The sequence below is a fragment of the Mesorhizobium sp. M1328 genome (genome assembly GCF_040318075.1).
Lineage (GTDB): Bacteria > Pseudomonadota > Alphaproteobacteria > Rhizobiales > Rhizobiaceae > Mesorhizobium.
In genome coordinates this window covers 119,000-139,123 of the sequence record NZ_JAMYLO010000011.1, presented here as the reverse complement: position 1 = coordinate 139,123, position 20,124 = coordinate 119,000, and the positions used below count along the sequence as shown (strand labels likewise).

Annotated in this window: 23 protein-coding genes and 1 pseudogene; 15 read left to right on the top strand and 9 right to left on the bottom strand. The window is 62.0% G+C overall.

What is annotated here, in order from left to right:
* The first annotated feature begins 31 nt into the window (after positions 1 to 31).
* The 7 genes from NKH23_RS20190 (at position 32) to NKH23_RS20160 (ending at position 6,474) form a co-directional block, all read left to right on the top strand.
* Positions 32 to 970 carry an ABC transporter substrate-binding protein gene (locus tag NKH23_RS20190; protein WP_352977459.1) on the top strand — a complete coding sequence of 313 codons (939 nt, stop codon included), beginning with the start codon at positions 32 to 34 and terminating at the stop codon, positions 968 to 970.
* Positions 971 to 1,044: 74 nt separating this feature from the next.
* On the top strand, positions 1,045 to 1,842 hold the full coding sequence (locus NKH23_RS20185) for an ATP-binding cassette domain-containing protein (protein WP_352977457.1): 798 nt from the start codon (positions 1,045 to 1,047) through the stop codon (positions 1,840 to 1,842).
* Positions 1,839 to 2,843: an ABC transporter permease gene (locus NKH23_RS20180; RefSeq protein WP_352977455.1), complete on the top strand. Its 1,005-nt coding sequence runs from the start codon at positions 1,839 to 1,841 to the stop codon at positions 2,841 to 2,843. Before NKH23_RS20185 ends, NKH23_RS20180 begins: the two co-directional genes overlap by 4 nt.
* Before the next feature lie 4 nt (positions 2,844 to 2,847).
* Positions 2,848 to 3,936 (top strand): phosphotriesterase family protein, encoded by a 1,089-nt coding sequence (locus NKH23_RS20175; protein WP_352977454.1) that lies wholly within the window; start codon positions 2,848 to 2,850, stop codon positions 3,934 to 3,936.
* Positions 3,937 to 3,964: 28 nt separating this feature from the next.
* A complete protein-coding gene (locus NKH23_RS20170) occupies positions 3,965 to 4,735 on the top strand; it encodes a glutamine amidotransferase (RefSeq protein WP_352977452.1) in 771 nt (256 codons plus the stop codon).
* 3 nt (positions 4,736 to 4,738) lie between these two features.
* Positions 4,739 to 5,647 (top strand): ribokinase, encoded by a 909-nt coding sequence (locus NKH23_RS20165; RefSeq protein ID WP_352977450.1) that lies wholly within the window; start codon positions 4,739 to 4,741, stop codon positions 5,645 to 5,647.
* Positions 5,644 to 6,474 (top strand): BtpA/SgcQ family protein, encoded by an 831-nt coding sequence (locus NKH23_RS20160; RefSeq protein ID WP_352977449.1) that lies wholly within the window; start codon positions 5,644 to 5,646, stop codon positions 6,472 to 6,474. The genes NKH23_RS20165 and NKH23_RS20160 overlap by 4 nt, the downstream gene beginning before the upstream one ends.
* A gap of 44 nt (positions 6,475 to 6,518) precedes the next feature.
* Here the strand turns inward: NKH23_RS20160 and NKH23_RS20155 are convergent, their stop codons facing one another.
* The gene (locus NKH23_RS20155; RefSeq protein WP_352977447.1) at positions 6,519 to 6,905 is read right to left on the bottom strand and encodes a type II toxin-antitoxin system VapC family toxin; all 387 of its coding nucleotides are present in this window, start codon (positions 6,903 to 6,905) and stop codon (positions 6,519 to 6,521) included.
* Positions 6,902 to 7,147, bottom strand: coding sequence for a type II toxin-antitoxin system Phd/YefM family antitoxin (locus tag NKH23_RS20150; RefSeq protein WP_352977445.1), 246 nt, complete (start codon positions 7,145 to 7,147; stop codon positions 6,902 to 6,904). Before NKH23_RS20150 ends, NKH23_RS20155 begins: the two co-directional genes overlap by 4 nt.
* 392 nt (positions 7,148 to 7,539) lie before the next feature.
* Between NKH23_RS20150 and NKH23_RS20145 the strand changes: the two are divergent.
* Positions 7,540 to 7,644 (top strand): annotated as a pseudogene (locus NKH23_RS20145) (transposase); the annotation flags it as partial.
* Between the two features lie 20 nt (positions 7,645 to 7,664).
* Here the strand turns inward: NKH23_RS20145 and gfa are convergent.
* Together gfa and NKH23_RS20135 are read right to left on the bottom strand one after the other, a co-directional pair.
* Positions 7,665 to 8,234, bottom strand: coding sequence for an S-(hydroxymethyl)glutathione synthase (gene gfa / locus NKH23_RS20140; protein WP_353017121.1), 570 nt, complete (start codon positions 8,232 to 8,234; stop codon positions 7,665 to 7,667).
* 71 nt (positions 8,235 to 8,305) lie between these two features.
* Positions 8,306 to 9,433: an S-(hydroxymethyl)glutathione dehydrogenase/class III alcohol dehydrogenase gene (locus tag NKH23_RS20135; protein WP_353035236.1), complete on the bottom strand. Its 1,128-nt coding sequence runs from the start codon at positions 9,431 to 9,433 to the stop codon at positions 8,306 to 8,308.
* Between the two features lie 330 nt (positions 9,434 to 9,763).
* On the opposite strand from NKH23_RS20135, the gene NKH23_RS20130 reads away from it, so the two are divergent.
* The 5 genes from NKH23_RS20130 (at position 9,764) to NKH23_RS20110 (ending at position 14,320) form a co-directional block, all read left to right on the top strand.
* A complete protein-coding gene (locus NKH23_RS20130; protein ID WP_353035234.1) occupies positions 9,764 to 10,939 on the top strand; it encodes a lanthanide ABC transporter ABC transporter substrate-binding protein PedA1 in 1,176 nt (391 codons plus the stop codon).
* A 21-nt stretch (positions 10,940 to 10,960) separates the two neighbouring features.
* Positions 10,961 to 11,932 carry a YVTN family beta-propeller repeat protein gene (locus NKH23_RS20125; RefSeq protein WP_353017046.1) on the top strand — a complete coding sequence of 324 codons (972 nt, stop codon included), beginning with the start codon at positions 10,961 to 10,963 and terminating at the stop codon, positions 11,930 to 11,932.
* A 98-nt stretch (positions 11,933 to 12,030) separates the two neighbouring features.
* Positions 12,031 to 12,819 carry a lanthanide ABC transporter ATP-binding protein PedB/LutE gene (locus tag NKH23_RS20120; protein WP_353017043.1) on the top strand — a complete coding sequence of 263 codons (789 nt, stop codon included), beginning with the start codon at positions 12,031 to 12,033 and terminating at the stop codon, positions 12,817 to 12,819.
* An 11-nt stretch (positions 12,820 to 12,830) separates the two neighbouring features.
* Complete coding sequence (locus NKH23_RS20115; RefSeq protein WP_353017052.1) at positions 12,831 to 13,691, top strand: lanthanide ABC transporter permease protein PedC; 861 nt, start codon at positions 12,831 to 12,833, stop codon at positions 13,689 to 13,691.
* Positions 13,691 to 14,320, top strand: a complete 630-nt coding sequence (locus NKH23_RS20110; RefSeq protein ID WP_353017040.1) for a hypothetical protein — start codon at positions 13,691 to 13,693, stop codon at positions 14,318 to 14,320. Before NKH23_RS20115 ends, NKH23_RS20110 begins: the two co-directional genes overlap by 1 nt.
* A gap of 27 nt (positions 14,321 to 14,347) precedes the next feature.
* Here the strand turns inward: NKH23_RS20110 and NKH23_RS20105 are convergent, their stop codons facing one another.
* From NKH23_RS20105 to NKH23_RS20090, 4 genes are all read right to left on the bottom strand, one after another.
* A complete protein-coding gene (locus NKH23_RS20105) occupies positions 14,348 to 14,548 on the bottom strand; it encodes a hypothetical protein (protein ID WP_023678847.1) in 201 nt (66 codons plus the stop codon).
* A gap of 295 nt (positions 14,549 to 14,843) precedes the next feature.
* Positions 14,844 to 15,659 carry an oxidoreductase gene (locus NKH23_RS20100; RefSeq protein ID WP_353017038.1) on the bottom strand — a complete coding sequence of 272 codons (816 nt, stop codon included), beginning with the start codon at positions 15,657 to 15,659 and terminating at the stop codon, positions 14,844 to 14,846.
* A 63-nt stretch (positions 15,660 to 15,722) separates the two neighbouring features.
* On the bottom strand, positions 15,723 to 17,027 hold the full coding sequence (gene fabF, locus NKH23_RS20095) for a beta-ketoacyl-ACP synthase II (protein ID WP_353017035.1): 1,305 nt from the start codon (positions 17,025 to 17,027) through the stop codon (positions 15,723 to 15,725).
* A 47-nt stretch (positions 17,028 to 17,074) separates the two neighbouring features.
* The gene (locus tag NKH23_RS20090) at positions 17,075 to 17,653 is read right to left on the bottom strand and encodes a TetR/AcrR family transcriptional regulator (protein ID WP_353017032.1); all 579 of its coding nucleotides are present in this window, start codon (positions 17,651 to 17,653) and stop codon (positions 17,075 to 17,077) included.
* A gap of 80 nt (positions 17,654 to 17,733) precedes the next feature.
* Between NKH23_RS20090 and NKH23_RS20085 the strand changes: the two genes are divergently transcribed.
* Both NKH23_RS20085 and NKH23_RS20080 read left to right on the top strand, forming a co-directional pair.
* Positions 17,734 to 18,096, top strand: coding sequence for a hypothetical protein (locus tag NKH23_RS20085; RefSeq protein ID WP_353017029.1), 363 nt, complete (start codon positions 17,734 to 17,736; stop codon positions 18,094 to 18,096).
* A 347-nt stretch (positions 18,097 to 18,443) separates the two neighbouring features.
* A complete protein-coding gene (locus NKH23_RS20080; protein ID WP_352464226.1) occupies positions 18,444 to 18,902 on the top strand; it encodes a nuclear transport factor 2 family protein in 459 nt (152 codons plus the stop codon).
* A 212-nt stretch (positions 18,903 to 19,114) separates the two neighbouring features.
* Here the strand turns inward: NKH23_RS20080 and NKH23_RS20075 are convergent, their stop codons facing one another.
* A complete protein-coding gene (locus tag NKH23_RS20075) occupies positions 19,115 to 20,074 on the bottom strand; it encodes a LysR family transcriptional regulator (RefSeq protein WP_352978127.1) in 960 nt (319 codons plus the stop codon).
* Positions 20,075 to 20,124: the final 50 nt, after the last annotated feature.

Genomic DNA, 20,124 nt, shown 5'->3' with positions numbered 1-20,124 from the left:
GAGGTCTGGTCCGCAAGCAAGGGGAACCGAAATGCGTCTGTTCAAACTTCTCGCCGGCTGTGCCGCCGCCATTGCCATGGGCTCGGCAGCCATGGGATCGGCGCTTGCCGATACGTTCGCTCTCGTCAACATCAACCAGCAGGCCCTGTTCTTCAACCAGATCAACGAGGGCGCGCAAAAGGCAGCCGACGCCGCGGGCGCCAAGCTGGTCATTTTCAACGCCAACAATGTGCCCAGCGCGCAGAACGACGCGATCGAGAACTACATCACGCAGAAAGTCGACGGCATCATTCTGGTCGCCATCGACGTCAACGGCGTCAAGCCTGCGATCACCGCGGCCAAGGCGGCCGGCATTCCCGTCATAGCCATCGACGCGCAGATCCCCGACGGCGACAATATTTCGTTCATCGGCGTCGACAACACCAAGGCCGGCGAGGATATCGGCAAATTCTACGCCGACTATGTGAAGACCGAGATGGGCGGCAAGGCCAAGATCGGTATCGTCGGCGCACTCAATTCATTCATCCAGAACCAGCGGCTCGACGGCTTCAAGAAGGCGGTGACCGAAAGCGGCCAGGCCGTCAACTTCCTCGACACGGTCGACGGCCAGAACGTTCAGGAGACCGCGTTGAGCGCTTCGGAAAACCTGATGACCGCCAATCCGGACATGAACTCGCTCTATGCGACCGGCGAGCCGGCCTTGCTCGGCGCCGTTTCGGCTGTGACCAGCCAGGGCCGCACCGGCGACGTCAAGGTGTTCGGCTGGGATCTGACCAAGCAGGCCGTTCAGGGCATAGACGACGGCTGGGTGGTGGCGGTCGTGCAGCAGGATCCGGCCGGCGAAGGCAAGGCCGCGGTCGAAGCGCTGGGCAAGCTCAAGAAGGGCGAGAAAATCGATCCGATCATCAATATCCCGGTGACGATCGTGACCAAGAAGAATGTCGACCAATACCGCGCGATGTTCAAGTAAACTGCGTCGGCGACCGAGCCGCGGCGCCGCCTGAAGCTGCGCCGCGGATACCTTGCAATCGCGTGGAATCCCAGATGAGCAGTGGCCAGACCTATCGGGTGCGGATGAGCGGCATCTCAAAGCGCTACAACGCCATCCAGACGCTCGATGATGTGTCGCTGACGCTGAAGCCGGGCGAGGTGCTGGGGCTCGTCGGCGACAATGGCGCCGGCAAGTCGACATTGAGCAAAGTGCTGTCGGGGGCTGTGGTTCCCGACGCCGGCACCATCGAGATCGACGGCAAGCCGGTGATCTTCAACTCGCCAGCGGACGCACGTGCGGCGCGCGTCGAGATGGTCTACCAGGACCTGTCGCTGTGCGACACGGTCGATGTCGCCGGCAATCTGTTTCTCGGCCGCGAGCCGCGCCGCCGCATCGCAGGCATTTCCTTTCTCGACAAGAAGCGCATGCATGACGAGACGCGCCAGATGCTCGATCGGCTCGGCATCGTCATTGCCGACACGCGGCTCAAGGTCGAAAACCTCTCCGGCGGGCAGCGCCAGTCGATCGCGATCGGCCGCGCCGCCTCGTTCGAACCGGCCGTGCTGATCATGGACGAGCCGACGGCAGCGCTTGCCGTGGCCGAAGTCGAGGCGGTGCTCGAACTGATCCGCGCGGTCAGTGCGCGCGGTGTCAGCGTTATTTTGATCACCCATCGGCTGCAGGATCTGTTCCTCGTCTGCGATCGCATCCAGGTCATGTATGAAGGGCGCAACGTCGCCGAGCGGCTGATCGGCGAGACCAATATCGAAGACGTGGTCAATCTGATCGTCGGCCGCAAGTTCAGCGCGCGTTCCGCCACCAATGGCTATCGCGGTGGAGCGCCGGCATGAGCGACGCGATCCACGCCGCCCAGCCCTCACGAGTGCACAAGGGCACCTGGCGCGATGCGCTGCTCGCCAATGGCAGTGTCGTCTCGATCGCGCTGTTCTTTCTGGTCGTCTGCATCATCTTCTCGGTTGCGACCGACGCCTTTCTGACGTCGCCCAATCTGTTGAACATCCTGCGGCAGTCGGCGCCGCTGCTGATCGTCGCCGCGGCAATGACTTTCGTCATCACCACTGGCGGCATCGATCTTTCGGTCGGATCCGTGCTGGCGCTGGTGGCGACGCTGTCGGCGACGCTTTTGCAGTTTGGCCTGCCGTGGCCAGTCGTTATCCTCGCCATGTTGGCGCTCGGTGCCCTGCTTGGGGCGGTACAGGGCTATTTCATTGCCTATGAGGGCATCCCGTCCTTCATCGTCACGCTTGCCGGGCTTTCGGTGATCCGTGGCGTGGCGCTGCTGATCACCGGCGGCTATTCCATCCCGATCGAGCCCGGAAGCGCTTTCACCGTGCTGGGCCGCGCCTGGTTCCTTGGCGTGCCGGTGCCGGCGCTGATCGCGCTGGCGATCCTTACCATCGCCTATCTCGCCTTCAACGAGACGCCATTCGGCCGCTATGTCACCGGCATCGGCGCCAACGCCGAGGCGGTGCGGCGCGCCGGCGTCAACACGCGGCAAACGACGCTCTTCGTCTATGTGATTTCCGCCACCGCGGCAGCCCTTGCCGGGATCATCATTGCTGCCCGGCTTGGATCGGGATCTTCGAATGCCGGACAGGGTTTCGAGCTGGAAGTCATCGCCGCCGTCGTGCTCGGCGGCACCAGCCTGTTCGGCGGCCGTGGAACGATCATTGGCACGGTGCTCGGCGCGCTGACCGTGGCCGTCATCGGCAACGGCCTGATCCTGGCGCATCTGTCGCCTTTCCTGACGCCGATTGTCACCGGAACGATCATCCTGATCGCCATCTGGCTGAACTTCCGCCTGTTCCGCGGCGCCGTGCGGAGCCGTTGAGCCGATGAGCGGTCTGTTCGATGACGCAGTGCCCGGCCAGCGGCTGGCGATCGGGGTCGATACTGGCCATGTGATGACCGTGCTCGGCCCGGTTCCGGTCGACGACATGGGCATCACGCTGATGCACGAGCACATCTTGCTCGACGGCGCGCGCAGCTGGAAATGCCCCTGCCATCCCGATGACATGGCGATCGCCGAGCAGCCGGTGAACATCGAGATCATCGGCGAGTTGCGCATGAACCCTTACGTCAACCGCGACAACGTTTCGCTCGACGACGCCGACCTGGCGCTGTCGGAGCTGCAGCGCTATCGCGCGCTGGGCGGCCACACCGTCGTCGATGCCACCAATATCGGCATCGGCCGCGACCCCGAAAAGCTCGCCCGCATCAGCCGCATGTCCGGCCTGAAGATCGTCATGGGCACCGGCTTCTATCTCGAGCACACCCATCCCGAATGGCTGAAGGCGATGGATGTGGACGCGGTGACCGAGTTCATCGTCAACGATGTCGGTGGCGGCAAGACGCAGCCGCCGATCATGGCCGGGCTGATCGGCGAAGTCGGCGTCAGCAAGGATTTCACCGCCGAGGAACGCAAGTCGCTGCGTGCTTCGGCGCGTGCCTCGCGCGTCACCGGCGTGCCGCTGTCGATCCACCTGCCGGGCTGGGAGCGGCTGGCGCATGAAGTGCTCGATATCGTCGAGGCCGAAGGCGCGGATCTCCGCCACTCCGTGCTCTGCCACATGAACCCGAGTCACAACGATCTGGACTATCAGAAGAGCCTCGCCGAGCGCGGCGCGTTCCTCGAATACGACATGATCGGCATGGACTATTATTATGCCGACCAGGACGCGCAATCGCCCTCCGACGAGGAGAACGCACGCGCCATCGCCGCCCTTGTCGAGGCGGGCTTCGGCGACCGCCTGCTGTTGTCGCAGGATGTGTTCCTCAAGATCATGCTGACGCGCTTCGGCGGCTTCGGCTATGGTTATATCCTGAAGCATTTCATACCGCGCCTGAGACGCCACGGCGTCGAGCAGGCGGCCATCGACCGCATGCTGATCGCTAATCCAAAGAGCGTATTCGCGCGGCTCTAAATGGCCTCGAGTTACGACGGGAGTTCAAATGTCCAAGAAGAAAATCCTGCTTGCCGGCGAATCCTGGGTGTCGACCGCGACCCATATCAAGGGTTTCGATCAGTTTCCGACCGTTACCTACCACACCGGCGCGGACGAGTTGCTGGACGCGCTGAAGGCGACCGACTTCGACGTCACCTTCATGCCGGCACATGACGCGCAGCGCGGCTTTCCTCAGACCATGGAGGCGCTGTCGGCCTATGACGCGGTCGTGCTCTCCGACATCGGCGCCAACACGCTGCTGCTGCATCCCGACACCTGGGTCCACTCCAAGCCGACGGCGAACCGCCTGCGTCTGCTGCGCGATTACGTCAGCGGTGGCGGCGGTCTATTGATGTTCGGCGGTTACTACAGCTTCCAGGGCATCAATGGCGGCGCGCGCTACCGCAAGACCCCGGTCGAGGACGTGCTGCCGGTGAATTGCCTGGCCTACGACGACCGCGTCGAGGTTCCCGAAGGTTTTGCGCCCGTGCCGAAACCAGGGTCGAGCCATCCCATCCTCAGGGGCCTCGGCTCGGACTGGCCGATCCTGCTCGGTTTTAACGAGGTGACGCTGAAGGACGGGGCCGAGGTCCTGGCCAGTGTGTCGTCGGATTATGGCTCGCTGCCGCTGCTTGTCACCGGCCATTACGGCAAGGGCCGCACCGTGGCCTGGACATCCGATGTCGGGCCGCATTGGCTGCCGCCGCAATTCATCGCCTGGCCAGGCTACAAGACCCTGTTCGAACAGATGCTGGGCTGGGCGACCGGTGAGAGCTGAGCCATGCATGTCCACGTTGTCGGCAATGCCTGCGTCGATACCGTGTTTCGCGTCGGCCGCTTCCCTGCCGCGGGCGAGACTTTGAATGCCGTGAGCTATGCCGACGGGCTCGGCGGCAAGGGCGCCAACCAGGCGGTCGCAGCAGCACGGACTGGTGCAGAGGTGACGTTCTGGACGGCGCTCGGCAAGGACCCCGCTGGCGCATGGATCAGGAGCCGCCTCGACAGCGAGCTGTCCGACCTTGAGGTGAGCGAATTCGAGCTGCCGAGCGACCGCTCGACCATCGTCGTCGATCGAGGCGGAGAGAATTTCATCGTCAGCGGCGTCGCCTGCAGCGAAGCCTTCGACCCGGTTGCGCAGACAGCACTTGTCCGCTGGATCGCGCCCGGCGACATCCTCGTCTGCCAGGGAAATTTGCGGGCTGCCGTGACCAATGCCTGCCTCGGGGCAGCAAGGGAAAACGGCGCACGCACCGTTCTCAACGCCAGCCCGATCGATGCGATTTCGCTGCCCGATCTCGGCCTGGCGGAGGTTTTGGTTGTCAACCAATCCGAGGCGAAAACCCTGACCGGCCGGGATGATATGACAGCAGCCGCCGGCGCGCTGGTAGCCCAAGGCGCAGGCACGGTAGTTATCACGCTCGGCGCCGCAGGCTGCCTTGTGCTCTCCCCGGACTATGGAGAACCACTTCGTTTGCCGGCGCCGCAGGTCGAGGCGCTCGACACCAGCGGCGCCGGCGATGTGTTCTGCGGCTGCCTCGCCGGCGGGCTTGCGCGGGGCATGCCGGTCACCTCGGCGCTGGAGCTTGCGCTCGCGGCCGCCGCAATCGCTGTGACACGGCCGGGCACGCTGGCATCCTGTCCTTCCGCCTCCGAGATGGCGGTGCTCATCGATCAAATGGAGCTCTCATGACCCAGATCGGCCAATCCGGCGGCGACGCGCTTCTAGACCTTTTCGGCCGCACCAAGGTGGTGATCGGCGTCGTTCATCTGGCGCCGCTGCCCGGCGCGCCGCGCTATGACGGCGAGGCTATCGAGGCGATCTACCAGCGCGGGCTCGATGACGCCAAAGCCTATCTCGACGGCGGCTGCGACGGCGTCATCGTCGAGAACCATGGCGACCTCCCCTTCGCCAAGCCTGACGATATCGGCCCGGAGACGGCGGCCTATATGGCGGTTGTTTCCGACCGCATCCGCCGCGAACTCGGCAGGCCGATCGGCATCAATGTGCTGGCCAACGCCGCGATCCCGGCCTTGGCGATCGCCAGCGCTGCCGGCGCCGGTTTCGTCCGCGTCAATCAATGGGCGAACGCCTATGTCGCCAATGAGGGCTTTGTCGAAGGCGAGTCGGGCCGCGCGGCGCGCTACCGCGCCAGGCTGCGCGCCAACGGCATCCGCATTTTCGCCGATGCCCATGTCAAGCACGGCGCACACGCCATCGTCGCCGACCGTCCGGTGGAGGAACTGGTCAAGGACCTGGTCTTCTTCGACGCCGACGCCATCATCGCCACCGGCCAGCGCACCGGCCACGCCGCGGATTTGGGCTACATAAGCATGATCAAGCAGGCCGCCGGCCTGCCAACGCTGGTCGGCAGCGGTGTCACGGCGGACAACGCCAAGGATATCCTCGCCATTGTCGACGGGGTCATCATCGCCAGCGCGCTGAAGCACGACGGCGTCTGGTGGAACCAAGTCGACTCTGCTCGAGTAAAGGCGTTCATGGGTGGTCTGAAGCGATAGCTGACTTCAACCGCTTACCCCACCGAGGGCTCGGGCCACCTCCATCAGAGACGACGGACAGGCCCAGGATACTGTGCGACCAGATCGTCGACGGTCAGCAATGTAATGCCTTCCACAATCGATTGAGCAATCAGGATCCGATCGAAGGGGTCCTTGTGGATGGGTGGAAGCCCCTCCACCGCAATGGCATGCTCCCCGGTGATTGGCAGCTCATGATAGCCATTGTCTATCAGGCCCCGACGTAAAAGACGCGCATCGACCCTAAAGTCAGGGCGGCCCAAACTGCATTTGATGGCAATCTCCCAGAGACTTGCGGCGCTGAAGGTCAGGTGGTTGTCGACATTCTCGATCTCAGCAAGAGCGGCGGGCGGGAGCTTTCCGGGCTCGCCCGCCGCCCAGAGCAGAAGATGGGTATCGAGCAGAAGTTTCATGCATCGCCGCCAAACTGCTTCTCGATTTCCTCATCGGCCATGCGATCAAAATCGTCCGGAACTGAAAACTGCCCGGCCATAAATCCCACGCGACGCATTTCGCCGGCCGCAGGTGCGTCTATGGCAACGACCTTGACCATCGGCTTGCCGGATTTGGCGATAATGAAAGATTCGCCTTTGGCTGCCCTGTCGATAAGACGAGACAGATGCGTCTTGGCCTCGTGAATATTGACGGTGCGCATTGCGGGCCTCGTGACTTAGTTCATAAAACTTAGTCTAATTGGGCCTGATCTTCAAGTGTGTATCTTCCGGCGAATAGGATGGGGCGGATCAAATTGCCCATATCCTCGACTAAAGCCGTGGCAGATCTTCGTGCAGCCCGCCTGGGCGGAGGCCAATGCTTGTGTGAACCGCTCGCGCGATCGTGAGCACCACCAGCTTCTTCTGCTCCACAGGGCGGCATCAGCGCCCGGATGTCGAAGCCTGGGGCCGTGATGTTGGGCAGATGGACAGAATACGGGAGATCTCAACCGTGAGAACCCGTATCAGCTGACCGCGCTTGGGCACCTCGGCGCAATCGAGGCGATTGAAATGGGCAGTGCCTGCAAATTAGGGCGTCGAGGCCTGCGCTTTCGGCGCCCGTGTCGGCATCACCGCTTTCCTGCCCACGTGGGGCCCCGCGATGACCCACCATCCGCACGTGCACATGATCGTGCCGGGCGGCGCCGCCCGGCTCGATCGATGATAGTCGAGCAGCTGCTAGGCCGGCAACGCGCCCGATCTCTTTGCGGTCCAGGTGGCGATATAGTCCATCAGGCCGGGATTGAGGCAATCGTAGGGCTCGAGCCCGATCGACTTCAGCTGTGATCGGATGCCGTCCATGCGGCTCGGATCGACACCGGATTCGATGATCGACGAGACAAAGGCGGTGAAGCCCGGTGGCGACCAGCCGTCCTCCTGGAAGCGCTCGGGATGGATGAAGGACAGCCCCTTGAAAGCGTGGTCGCGCTCGACCGGGCCGTGCATGTGGACGCCGCAGCCCGTGCAGGCATGGCGCAGGATCAGCGCGCCCGGATCGACGATCTTCAGCTTGTCGCCGTTTTCGGTCACCGTCACGTCGTTTGTAGCGGCAACCGCCACGACCGAGAACAGTGCGCCTTCCGGCTTCCAGCATTTGGTGCAGCCGCAGGCATGGTTATGGGCGATCTGGCCCTTGACCTTCACCTTGACCGGGTTGCTGGTGCAGGCGCAGACCAGCGTGCCGCCGGCAAAGTCGGCCTTTTCCCGTGGCAGGCCATTGTCGATCTTAGGATGCAGTTTTTCCGGCATTTTTGTTTCCTCCCTTGTTGAACATCTGCATTTTTCGGCCTCTGGCTGGTTAGCCGGCGGCTTTCTCCTCCTCAGTAAACCACCACGCTCCTGATCGACTTGCCTTCATGCATCAGGTCAAAGCCCCTGTTGATGTCCTCGAGCTTCAGTGTGTGGGTGATCATCGGATCGATCTCGATCTTGCCGGCCATGTACCAGTCGACGATCTTCGGCACGTCGGTGCGGCCGCGCGCGCCGCCGAAGGCGGTGCCCATCCAGGTGCGGCCGGTGACCAGCTGGAACGGCCGCGTCGAGATCTCCTGGCCGGCGCCGGCAACGCCGATGATGACCGACTTGCCCCAGCCGCGATGCGACGATTCAAGCGCCTGCCGCATGACTTTGGTGTTGCCGGTGCAGTCGAACGTGTAGTCGGCGCCGCCGATCTGGTCGGCGCCGCGCTTGGTCATGTTGACGAGATGAGCCACGATATCGCCGTCGATCTCCTTCGGATTGACGAAATGCGTCATGCCGAATTTCTCGCCCCATTCCTTCTTGTCGTTGTTCAGGTCGACGCCGATGATCATGTCGGCGCCGGCCAGGCGCAGGCCCTGGATGACGTTGAGGCCGATGCCGCCGAGGCCGAAGACGACCGCCGTCGCGCCTTGCTCGACCTTGGCCGTGTTGATCACAGCGCCGATGCCGGTGGTGACGCCGCAGCCGATGTAGCAGATCTTGTCGAACGGTGCGTCCGGGTTGACCTTGGCCACCGCGATCTCGGGCAGCACGGTGAAATTGGAGAAGGTCGAGCAGCCCATATAGTGGAACAGCTTGTCCTTGCCGATCGAGAAGCGCGAGGTGCCGTCGGGCATCAAGCCCTGTCCCTGCGTGGCGCGGATCGCGGTGCACAGGTTGGTCTTGCGCGACAGGCAGGACGGGCACTGCCGGCATTCCGGCGTATAGAGCGGGATGACGTGGTCGCCCTTCTTGACCGAGGTGACGCCCTTGCCGACGTCGACGACGATGCCGGCGCCCTCATGGCCGAGGATCGCCGGAAACAGGCCTTCCGGGTCGGCGCCCGACAGCGTGAACTCGTCGGTGTGGCAGATGCCGGTTGCCTTGATCTCGACCAGCACCTCGCCCTCGCGAGGGCCCTCGAGGTCGACCTCCATGATCTCCAGCGGCTTTCCGGCGGCGACGGCGACAGCGGCGCGCGTTTTCATCAGGCAATCCTCCCAAGGCAACCCATAGAGTTTCACATTCCGGTATTGCTGCGGATGATCTCGGAGTCGAAGACCGCAACACGCTCATTCACCGCCGTATCTCCGCGAAAAGACATAGGACTAAAGCAGACACGTAAGTCCACTTGCAGGGCTTTGATAAATCTTGTGGGGTCCGCTAAGCTCATTGTGGGCACCTTGAATTCGCGCTGGTCCGGGAACAATCGGACTTTAGTGCAAGAATGGGCAGTTTTATCGATGACGAGCGCGGTGCCAGGCACTCTCGCGGCCTTTTTGTGCTTTTTTTTCCAGACCGCCAACGTTGCGGACGTGATGGCCCAGGAAGTGACGGGCAAGCAACCGGTCGCAACCGGCAGGCCGGAAAGAAAGATAACCGAAATCAGAATAGGTTATTTGCGGGCCTACGCGCCGCAACTGGCGCTTTCCCTGCTGGACCTGCCGCCACCCGACGAAGGTGTCGCCGGCGCCAATGTGGCGATCGGCGACAACAATACGACAGGAAAGTTCCTCAGCCAGAAATTCAGCCTCGACATAACCGAGGTCAAGCCGGAGGCCGACGCGGCTCAGGCGTTCAATGATCTGATTGCCAAAGGTGACCGCTATGTTGTCGCGGACCTCTCGGTCAGGCAATTGCTGTCGATCGCCGACATCGCCCGCGACAAGGGCGTTCTGGTCTTCAATGTCGGTGCCACTGACGACAGCCTGCGCGAGGAAGACTGCCGGATAAACATTTTCCATGTGGCGCCGACGCGAAGCATGCTGGCCGACGCGCTGGCGCAGTATCTCGTAGTAAAGAAATGGCCGAATTGGGTGCTGCTCTACGGTTCGCATGAGCGGGATCATCTCTATGCGGCCGCGTTGCGCCGCGCGGCGGCTCGCTTCGGCGGTCAGATCGTCGCCGAGAAGGAATTCAAAGACACTGGCACGGCGCGCCGCACCGACACCGGCGCTACGCAGATACAGCAGCAGATTTCCGTGTTCACGCAGGATCTGCCGGAGCATGACGTGGTGCTTGTCGCCGATGAGAGCGAGGTGTTCGGAACCTATGTGCCCTACCGCACCTGGACACCGCGGCTGGTCGCTGGCACGGCCGGTCTTGTCGCATCGTCCTGGCATCCCGCGAGCGAGCAATGGGGTGGCATTCAAATGCAGAGCCGTTTCCTGAGGACGACCGGCCGGCGAATGCTGTCCAAGGATATGTCGGCCTGGACGGCGGTGCGGGCGGTGGGCGAAGCCAGCACGCGGACCAATGGCGACGATCCGAAGAAGATCAGCGACTACATCCGCTCGGACGATTTCTCGGTCGCCGCCTTCAAGGGACAGAAGCTGACCTTCCGCAAGTGGAACCATCAGCTTCGCCAGCCAATCCTGCTCGGCGACACCAAATCGGTGGTCTCAACATCGCCACAGGAGGGTTATCTCCACCAAATCTCCGAGCTCGATACGCTCGGCGTCGATCAGCCGGAAACGAAATGCGTCCTTAAGTAGAACCAATCGGGAGGAATTTTCGTGCAGAGACGAGCTTGCGCACTCGCCATTCTCGCAACCGGCTTCATGGCCAATCCGGCGTGGGCTTACACCGTTTATGTCTCCAACGAGAAAGACAATACGGTAACGGTCGTCGACACGGCGACGATGCAAGTGGTGAAGACCGTCGAAGTCGGCCAGAGGCCGCGCGGTATCACCATCTCGCACGACGGCAAGTTCATCTATTTGTGCGCCAGCGATGACGATACAATCGAAATCATCGATACCGCGACGCTGCAGATCGTGGGCACGCTGCCATCGGGCCCAGATCCCGAACTGTTCGTGCTTTCGCCCGACGGCAAGACGCTCTACGTCGCCAACGAGGACGACAATCTCGTCACCGCGATCAACATCGAGAGCAAGCAGGTCATGACCGAGATTCCCGTTGGGGTGGAGCCTGAAGGCATGGCCGTCAGTCCCGATGGCAAAACCATGGTCAACACCTCCGAAACCACCAGCATGGCGCATTTCATCGACACCGACAGCCATGAGGTGACCGACAACGTCCTGGTCGATACGCGTCCGCGCTTTGCGCAATTCAAGCCCGACGGATCACAGATCTGGGTCAGTGCCGAAATCGGCGGTACCGTCAGCGTCATAGACAGTCTCAAACGCGAGGTGGTGAAGAAGATCCAGTTCGCGATTGCGGGACTGCGGCCCGAAACCATCCAGCCGGTCGGCATCGCGATCAGCGCCGACGGCAAGAAAGCCTATGTCGCGCTCGGCCCAGCCAACCACGTCGCCGTCATCAATACCGAAACCTACGAGGTGGAAAAATACATCCTGGTCGGCCAGCGCGTCTGGCATCTCGACTTCACCCCCGATCAGAAGACGCTGATCACCACCAACGGCAATTCCAACGACATCACCTTCATCGACACGGCGACCGACGAGCCGGTTCAATCGGTCACGGTGGGCCAGCAGCCTTGGGGCGTGGCCATATCGCCCCACTAGACCGCAGCGATTATCAGGGAGGCCGGCATGATGAATATTTGCCGCGGGGATGCTGCAAGTGCACTAGATAACCAGCGCGCCCCGAAGGAGCCAGCGGCATGCAACATGTGAGGACAGGTGGACCTGGAGAGGAGGTGGCGGCGCTCGATCTTGCCGGTATCAGCCATTCCTATGGTCCGAAGCGGGCGCTCCACGACGTCTCATTCTCGATCGCGCCGGGAACTTTCACCGTTCTGCTCGGTCTCAACGGCGCCGGCAAGACAACTTTGTTCTCACTGATCAGCCATCTTTACGGCACTCGCCGCGGATCGATCCGCATCTTCGGCCATGATGTCAGCCGCGCTTCGGGCGAAGCGCTCAGACGTGTCGGCATCGTGTTCCAGGCACGCACGCTCGACCTCGACCTCAGCGTCCACCAGAACCTCTCCTACCACGCCTCGCTGCATGGCATTGGCGGACACCAAGCCCGGCAGCGCATTGCCGCGCTGCTGGACATGGTCAACATGCAGGGCCGTCAGCATGACAAGGCACGCAGTCTTTCCGGCGGCCAAATGCGGCGCATCGAGATCGCGCGGGCGCTGCTCCACCGCCCTTCCCTGCTTTTGCTCGACGAGGCGACGGTCGGTCTCGACATCCAGTCGCGTGCGGGCATTTTGGCCACCATCCGCAAGCTCGTCGAAACCGAGGGCATCGGCGTGCTGTGGGCGACGCATCTGATCGATGAGGTCGAAGCCGGCGACCATGTCGTCGTGCTGCGGCAGGGCGACCTGGTTGCCAAGGGTAAGGTGGCCGATGTCGTTGCGACGAGCGGTGCCAGTTCGATCCGCGACGCCTTTTCCAGGCTCAACCGCATCGAAACAAGCGGCATCGCGGAGATGTCGCCATGAGCGCTCCCGCAATGCCCGCAAAAGTCGCCGCCCTCACGCCGGTGAAGTTCGAACAATTTGGGCTCCGCCACTACCTCATTTGCCTCAAAGGGATCGTCGTGCGGGAGTGCCTGCGCTTCCTGCACCAACGCGAGCGCTTCATATCCTCGCTGGTTCGGCCGCTCGTCTGGCTGTTCATTTTTGCCGCCGGATTCCGGCAGGTGCTCGGTGTATCGATCATCCCGCCCTACAAGACCTACGTGCTCTACGAGGTCTACATCACGCCGGGCCTGTGCGGCATGATTCTGCTGTTTTCGGGCATGCAGTCTTCGCTGTCGATGGTCTATGACCGCGAAATGGGCAACATGCGCACCCTGCTGGTCAGCCCCTTCCCGCGTTGGTTTTTACTGATCTCGAAGATGCTCGCCGGTGTCGCCGTGTCGATCGCGCAGGTTTACGCGTTCCTGATCGTTGCTTGGTTCTGGGGCGTCAAGGCGCCGCCGCTCGGCTATCTCACAGTACTGCCGGCGCTGTTCCTGTCAGGCATGATGCTGTGCGCGCTCGGCATGCTTTTGTCCTCGATGATCAAGCAGCTCGAAAACTTCGCCGGCATCATGAACTTCGTCATCTTTCCCGGCTATTTCGCTTCTCCGGCACTCTATCCCTTGTGGCGTATCCAGGAGGCTAGCCCCCTGCTCTACAAAATCTGCCTCGCCAATCCGTTTACTTACGCTGTCGAACTGATCCGCTTCGCCTTCTACGGCCAGGTTGAGTGGCTGTCGCTGGGCGTCGTTGCCGGCTGCACGCTGCTGTTCCTTGCCGCCGCCATCATCGCCTACGACCCTTCGCGCGGCCTGATGACCCGCAAACAGGACACGAGAGGAAATGCCTGATGGCACGAATGAGCCTTGTTCGCGGCCTGGCTCTGGTTGCCATGCTCGCGCCGGGCGTCAACGCCATGGCAGCCAACCCCGATCCAGACTGGCCCTGCATACAGCGCAAGGTGCCGCAACTCTCGCTCGGCCAGATCTGGAGCGGACCGGACCTTCCTTCAGCGGCGAAGGACTGGTCGAACGACCCCACCATCTCCGCCCTGGTCGAGGAGCTGGCAGCTCGCCGGATGCCGATTGCGGAAGCTCAAAAGAAGATCAAGGATTTCGCCGCCTCCTTGCCGGCCGAGCAACTTGCACCCAAAATGGCGATGCTGGTGCAAGGCATGTTCGATCACATGGACGCCGAGCGCTCGCAGGTGATCTCCGGCATTTCTCGTTACGCCCACAAGCAGCTCGAAATGGCCGCCGCGTTGCGCAAGGAAGCGTCCGATGTCGATGCGTTGCGGGTAAAGCCGGATCCAGATCCCGAAGAGATCGATCGGCGAACCGAACAGCTGAAATTCGCAACGCGAATTTTCAATGAGCGCGTCCAATCACTGACTTACGTCTGTGAAGTGCCGACGATAATCGAGCAGCGGCTCTATCAATTGTCCAAGGTCGTCTCGGAAACGCTCGCCGCGAAGAAGTAGGACCTCATTCGATCTTTGCGGCGGATATCACGATCCACGGCCGGGCAGCACGCGCCAGCGCTGAACGAAATAACCGGGATGCGTCTCGATCCACTGGGCTACCAGCGATTGCGCCTGCATGAAGGCGGTCCCGGGATTCATCGCTAGGCCGTCCACCATCTGTTCGCGTTGTTCACAGGTCTGCGGCACATCCGTCAGGCAGACCATCATAACGAGCGTGTAAAGCATTACCCCTTGTCCCCCTCGAATCCCGAACCCCATGCCCGGGAGTTTCCGTGATATCGACCAGTCTGCAGGGGTCGCACATACGGATCGCTTACGGGTGTGAAAAGAACGTGGCCCCCGCTCTTTCGCGCCGCAATATAACATGACGCTAATCTAACGCCAACGACCGCAGGGCTCAGTCGCGGACGCGAGCGCATCGAAGACGCGCGTCCGGCTGTGCCAATGCCAAAAAATGTGAACTCCTGGAACGCGCTCTCCCACGGGTTCGACCGAAACAGGAATATCATTGTTGTCGACCTCAGACCGGCAGCCCGTTCTGCTTTCGCAGGCTTTTGTCGAATGCAGATGCGGGGACGAAACGACGCAGGAAACTGACCTGACGCGCCATTTTTCCAGCCGCATAGCGCCTCTTCGGAGCGGGATCGGTCGCAGCCGCCAAAACGGTCCTGGCTACCACTTCCGGCGCATCGCCTTTTTCCATCGCTTTCCGCACAGCTGCATTCATGCCAGCGCGCGCGGAATCATAGATATCAAGCAGCTGATCCGGCCTGGCGAGATTTTCTTCAAATGAGGTGCGGGTATAGGCGGGCTCCACCAACACGACGCGAATTCCGAAAGTACGCAGTTCGTGGTCGAGCGATTCGGAATAGCCCTCAACGGCATGCTTGGTCGACGAATAAAGCGCGAAATAGGGAGCTGGAATGAACCCCTGCACCGAGCTCAAATTGACGATTCTGCCCTTGCCTTGACGGCGCATTGTCGGCAACACCGCTTTGGTTACTCGCATAACGCCAAAGACGTTCACGTCAAATAACGACTTGGCCTGGGCCATCGAGGACTCCTCCGCGCCACCAAGCAGGCCAACGCCGGCATTGTTGACGAGCAGGTCGATGCGCCTGGTCTCGGCCAGCACGTCGTGGACAAGTTTCGCCACGGACGTATCATCGGTCACGTCGCAGGCCAGCATGGTAACGCCGTCGGATCGGTCGGCGACCGCGCGACGGCTGGTTCCGAACACGCGAAAGCCCGCGTTCTGCAGGGCTTTGGCCGTTGTGTGCCCGATGCCGCTGGATGCCCCGGTCACCAGGGCGACGCCTAGATTGGTCTTGTTCATGGAGGTCACTTTCTTCGTATTGGATTGGCGTGGGAGAAGCACGAAAGGTCGGAGCGAAAGGCGTCAATCATGAGCGCCTCCGGTGCTCGCGCCGGCCAGATCATCCGTCCAGCGCCGGAACAGCGCGCTGGCATTAACGCCTCCGAAGCCGAAGCCATTGGAGATTGCATAGCCCATCGCCATCGGCCGGGCCCGGTTTGCGACGAAGTCGATCCCGTCGCCGGCCGGATCGGGAGCGCCCAGATTGAGGGTCGGCGGTGCCATCTGATCCCTGAGCGCCAGGATTGCGAAGATTGCTCCGAGCCCGCCGGCGGCTCCGAGCAGGTGTCCGGTCGCCGATTTCGTTGCACTGACAGCTATCGCGAAATCGCGCCCGAACACGCTCTTGATCGCTTCGATCTCACCCAGGTCGCCTACCGGCGTGGAGGTCGCATGGGCATTGAGATGACGAACCTCGCGGGGCGAAATCCCTGCTTGGGCGATTGCGATCTCCATGGCCCGGCGCGCACCGTCGCCGTCCTCGGGACCGGAGGTGACGTGATGAGCATCCGCCGTCGTGCCGTAGCCGACAAGCTCGGCCAGCGGTCTTGCGCCGCGCGCCAGCGCGTGGCTCAATTCCTCGATGACCAACATGCCGGCTCCTTCGCCCATGACGAAGCCGTCCCGCGACTTGTTGAACGGTCGGGAGGCCTCATCAGGACGGTGATTAAAGGAGGTAGAAAGAGAGCGTGCCGCGGCAAAACCACCGAGACTGACGATATTCATGCATGCTTCCGTGCCGCCGCACACGGCGATATCGGCCTCGTTTGCGCGGATGAGACGAGCCGCATCGCCGATCGCCTGGATGCCGGCCGCGCACGCCGTCACCGGCGCGCCGAGTGGCCCCTTGAAGCCATAGCGGATCGAGATGTGGCCTGCCGCGAGGTTCACCAGGAAGGACGGCACCGTAAAAGGCGAGAGACGGCGGACGCCGCGCCGGTCGACCGTGCGCACCGCCTCGGTTATGGCTGGGAACCCGCCGACCCCCGAAGCGATGATCGTGGCCGTGCGCAAGCGATCCGTTTCCGAGGCAGGCTCCCATTTCGCCTGCGCAAGCGCCTCTTTTGCCGCCGCCAGCGCAAAGAGAATGAACCGATCTACCTTGCGCTGATCCTTCGCAGCCAGGATGACATCGGGATCGAAACCAGCGTCCGGATCTTCTTCCAAGGAGGGAACCACGCCGCCGATCTTCGCCGGCAGGTCTCCCACGACATCGTCCGAAAGCCTACGAATGCCCGAACGACCGGCCAAGAGGCGCGACCAGGACGCTTCGACATTGGCAGCAAGGGGCGTGACCGCTCCCATCCCTGTAACAACGATGCGTCGCATCTAGTCTCCTATCGATTTGGGTGGGCCGCCAGCGTTGCTCACGCCGTTCAAGTGGCGACTGCTTCGCGAACCTGATCGGTCGCCGCATCCAGAAAAGCCTGCGCGAGATCGGGGTCGTTGACGACCCGCGAGAGCAGCACCGCGCCGACCATTGTCGAGAGAACGGCCATGGCCTTGCCATCGGACTGCTCGCCATTGGCCTCGGCAATGAAACGGCCGAGAATCTCGAGATGCTCCTCGATCCCGGCTTCGAACGACGCTTTCACGTCCGTGCCCTGTCTAGCGGCATCCGAACCCAGCGCCACGATCGGGCAGCCGTCCATCTTTTCTCCGCGATGGTCCATGCTGAGATAGAACGCGATCACCGCGCCAAGCGGATCCTCGGGCTTTGCCGCGGTCGCGGCCGACCACCGGTGGGTGGCGCTCTCCATCGCCCGCCTGGACGCCTGCGCGGCCAGGTCCTCTTTCGACGCGAACTGCTTGTAAAAGGCGCCTTGGGTCAACCCGGCCCCCTTCATCAGATCCTTAAGGCCGATGCCGTCAAAGCCGCGCTCCCGAAAAAGCCGGCTTGCCACATTGATCACGGTCTCGCGGTTTTCTGCTGCTTGAGTGCGACTTACGCGCATCGCCATCTCCTTTTTTAGATTGCATTCGTAATCTATAACCTATATAGAGGTTGAACGCAATCTAAAAAGGAGAATACGAGATGATCAGCAAAACCCTGAGCGCATCGCTGCTGGCGGTGCTGTTTCTTGCGACCCCGGCTCTTGCCGAGGAAGCAACCATCGGACGACCGGTCGAAGGCGGCAGCCTGCACGAGGGACACCTCGACATGGTGGTCTACTACGTCCCGGTCGATGGCGACCTGCTGGAGGTCACCGCCACCTTCGCGCCGAAGACGGGGGGCGATCCGCTGCGCGTCGTCATGGGTCTCGCCAACGATGACTCCGTGGCCTTTTCCATGCCGGGCCACCAGGGCTCGCTTTACGCGTTCTCAAGGTCCGGCGAGCAGGTGACGGTCTCGACCGAGACTGACATGGATCTGCGAGCCGACGCGACAATGCGCTGACCCGACGTGCAGACCGCGACCTGCGTGCTGCGGACCGTGGGCTCTCGCGTCCGCGCGGCCGACGTAGAGGTCGAACGCAATCTACTCGATATGAGGAGATGGGCATGAAAACGAGACCCGCCATTGTGCTGGCGGGCGTCCTGTTCGGATGGTCCTCCCGAGAGCGCTAGGAGCAGGCAAAAGCCGCATTAGAGACGGCCACAGCAGCAGCCACCGGACAGAAACCAATAAGGTTCCACCGGATCAACGCCAGCGTTCCCCAAGGGTGGCGAGCATCATCAGAATCAGCCGACGGAGCGCCACGGTGCCTTCGATCGCGCCATCGAATAAGCTTGAGGAGAGGTCAAATGCTATACAGTTATTTTGTCGAGAAATCGATCCGAGACAGCTTCGACCACGTCAACAACCATCGCTGGGATGAGGCGGTGAAGGCACTCGCGCCGCATGTGCATCACCGCGTTTCCGGCGCCCACGCGCTTGGTGGTGAGCGCCACGACAAAGAAGCCATGCGCCGCTGGTTTGAGCGCCTCGGCCGCGTCCTGCCCAATCTCCATCTCACGGTCAACCACATCTGGGTGAAGGGCTGGCCGTGGCATACCACCGTGTTTGCCCAGTGGGACGGCACCGCAACGCTGCTCAATGGCGACGCGTCGTACGTCAACCGTGGTCTCCACGTGTTCACCCTGCGGTGGGGCAGAGTCTATGCACTTGAGGAATTTTACGATTCACAAGCAGCGGCCCGCGGTCTTGCCAACCAAGCGGCAGCTGGCCTCGAAGAAGCTGTCGCCGAACCAATTGTAGGCTAGCAGAAGCTCAGTCAAAGCCCACCCGTTCCGTGAACGCGGTGCGCACCCCGTGGCCCTCACCGCTTGGATGGCAGTCGCCTCGGCTCCGCAAATGCGTGCCACCAGCGATGCCTCCCGATCCTCGGCTCATGAACATCGGTCTACAGGTCACAGCCGATCAGTAGCTGACGCACGCCATCGTTTGTGAAAAGCGTTTGCCTGGACCGCGCGCCCTAACTCGCGCGGCCTCTAGTGTTCGGTTCCTCGTGCGGATAGAGCTTGCCGAACAGCGGCAGGTACATCGCGCCCTTGCGCATCAGAAAATCGTGGAAGGTCGCCATCGCCGGCGAGATCGCGTGATCGCTGCGCATCACCGAAAACCATTGCCGGCGGATCGGCATGCCGACAACGTCGAGGATGACCAGCCGGCCAGCCTCGATTTCCGCGGCGATGGTGTGGGCAGAGATGAAGGCGATGCCGAGCCCGGCCATCACCGCCTGTTTGATCGTCTCGTTCGAGCCCATCTCGACGCCGAGATCGTCGATGCGGCCAGGCACGTCGCTCAGGAATATTTCCAGCGAGATGCGCGTGCCGGAGCCGGACTCGCGAATGAGGAAATGTTCCTGGGCGATCCGCTCCTTGGATATCTCGCGCACCGAGGCCAGCGGGTGGTCCGGCGGCGCGATGATGACCAGCGGATGATCGCCGAAGACCGAGGCACGCACCGGGACTTCCTTCGCCGGGCGTCCCATCAGCGCGATGTCGATGTCGTGATTCTTCAGATTGTCGATCGTCTCGGCGCGATTACCAATGGCAAGCCGCATGTCAATGTCGGGATGTTCCTTCATGAAGGCAGCCATCAGCCGCGGTGCGAAATATTTGGCCGTGGAAACGACACCGAGTCGCAAGCTGCCGGCGCGCACGCCCTTGATCGCATCCATCTTGTCTTCGAGCAGACGAAGCCGCTCCTCGATGGCCTGTGCGGTCTCGACGAAGGCAAGACCTGCGGCAGTGGGACGCATACCGTCCGCCGTCCGGTCAAACAAGGCCAGCTGGAACTCTTCCTCAACCTGCCGCAACTGGATCGTCACCGCTGGAGGAGACAGGCCTAACACCCTGGCCGCACTGACGATTTTCCCGTGGCGGACGATTGCCTGAACGGTCTTGAACTGCTTGAGCGTGAGGTTTCTCATGCAGCATACTAAATTTTTTTTAGTGCCAAAGTAAAGTTATTGAATTTTAC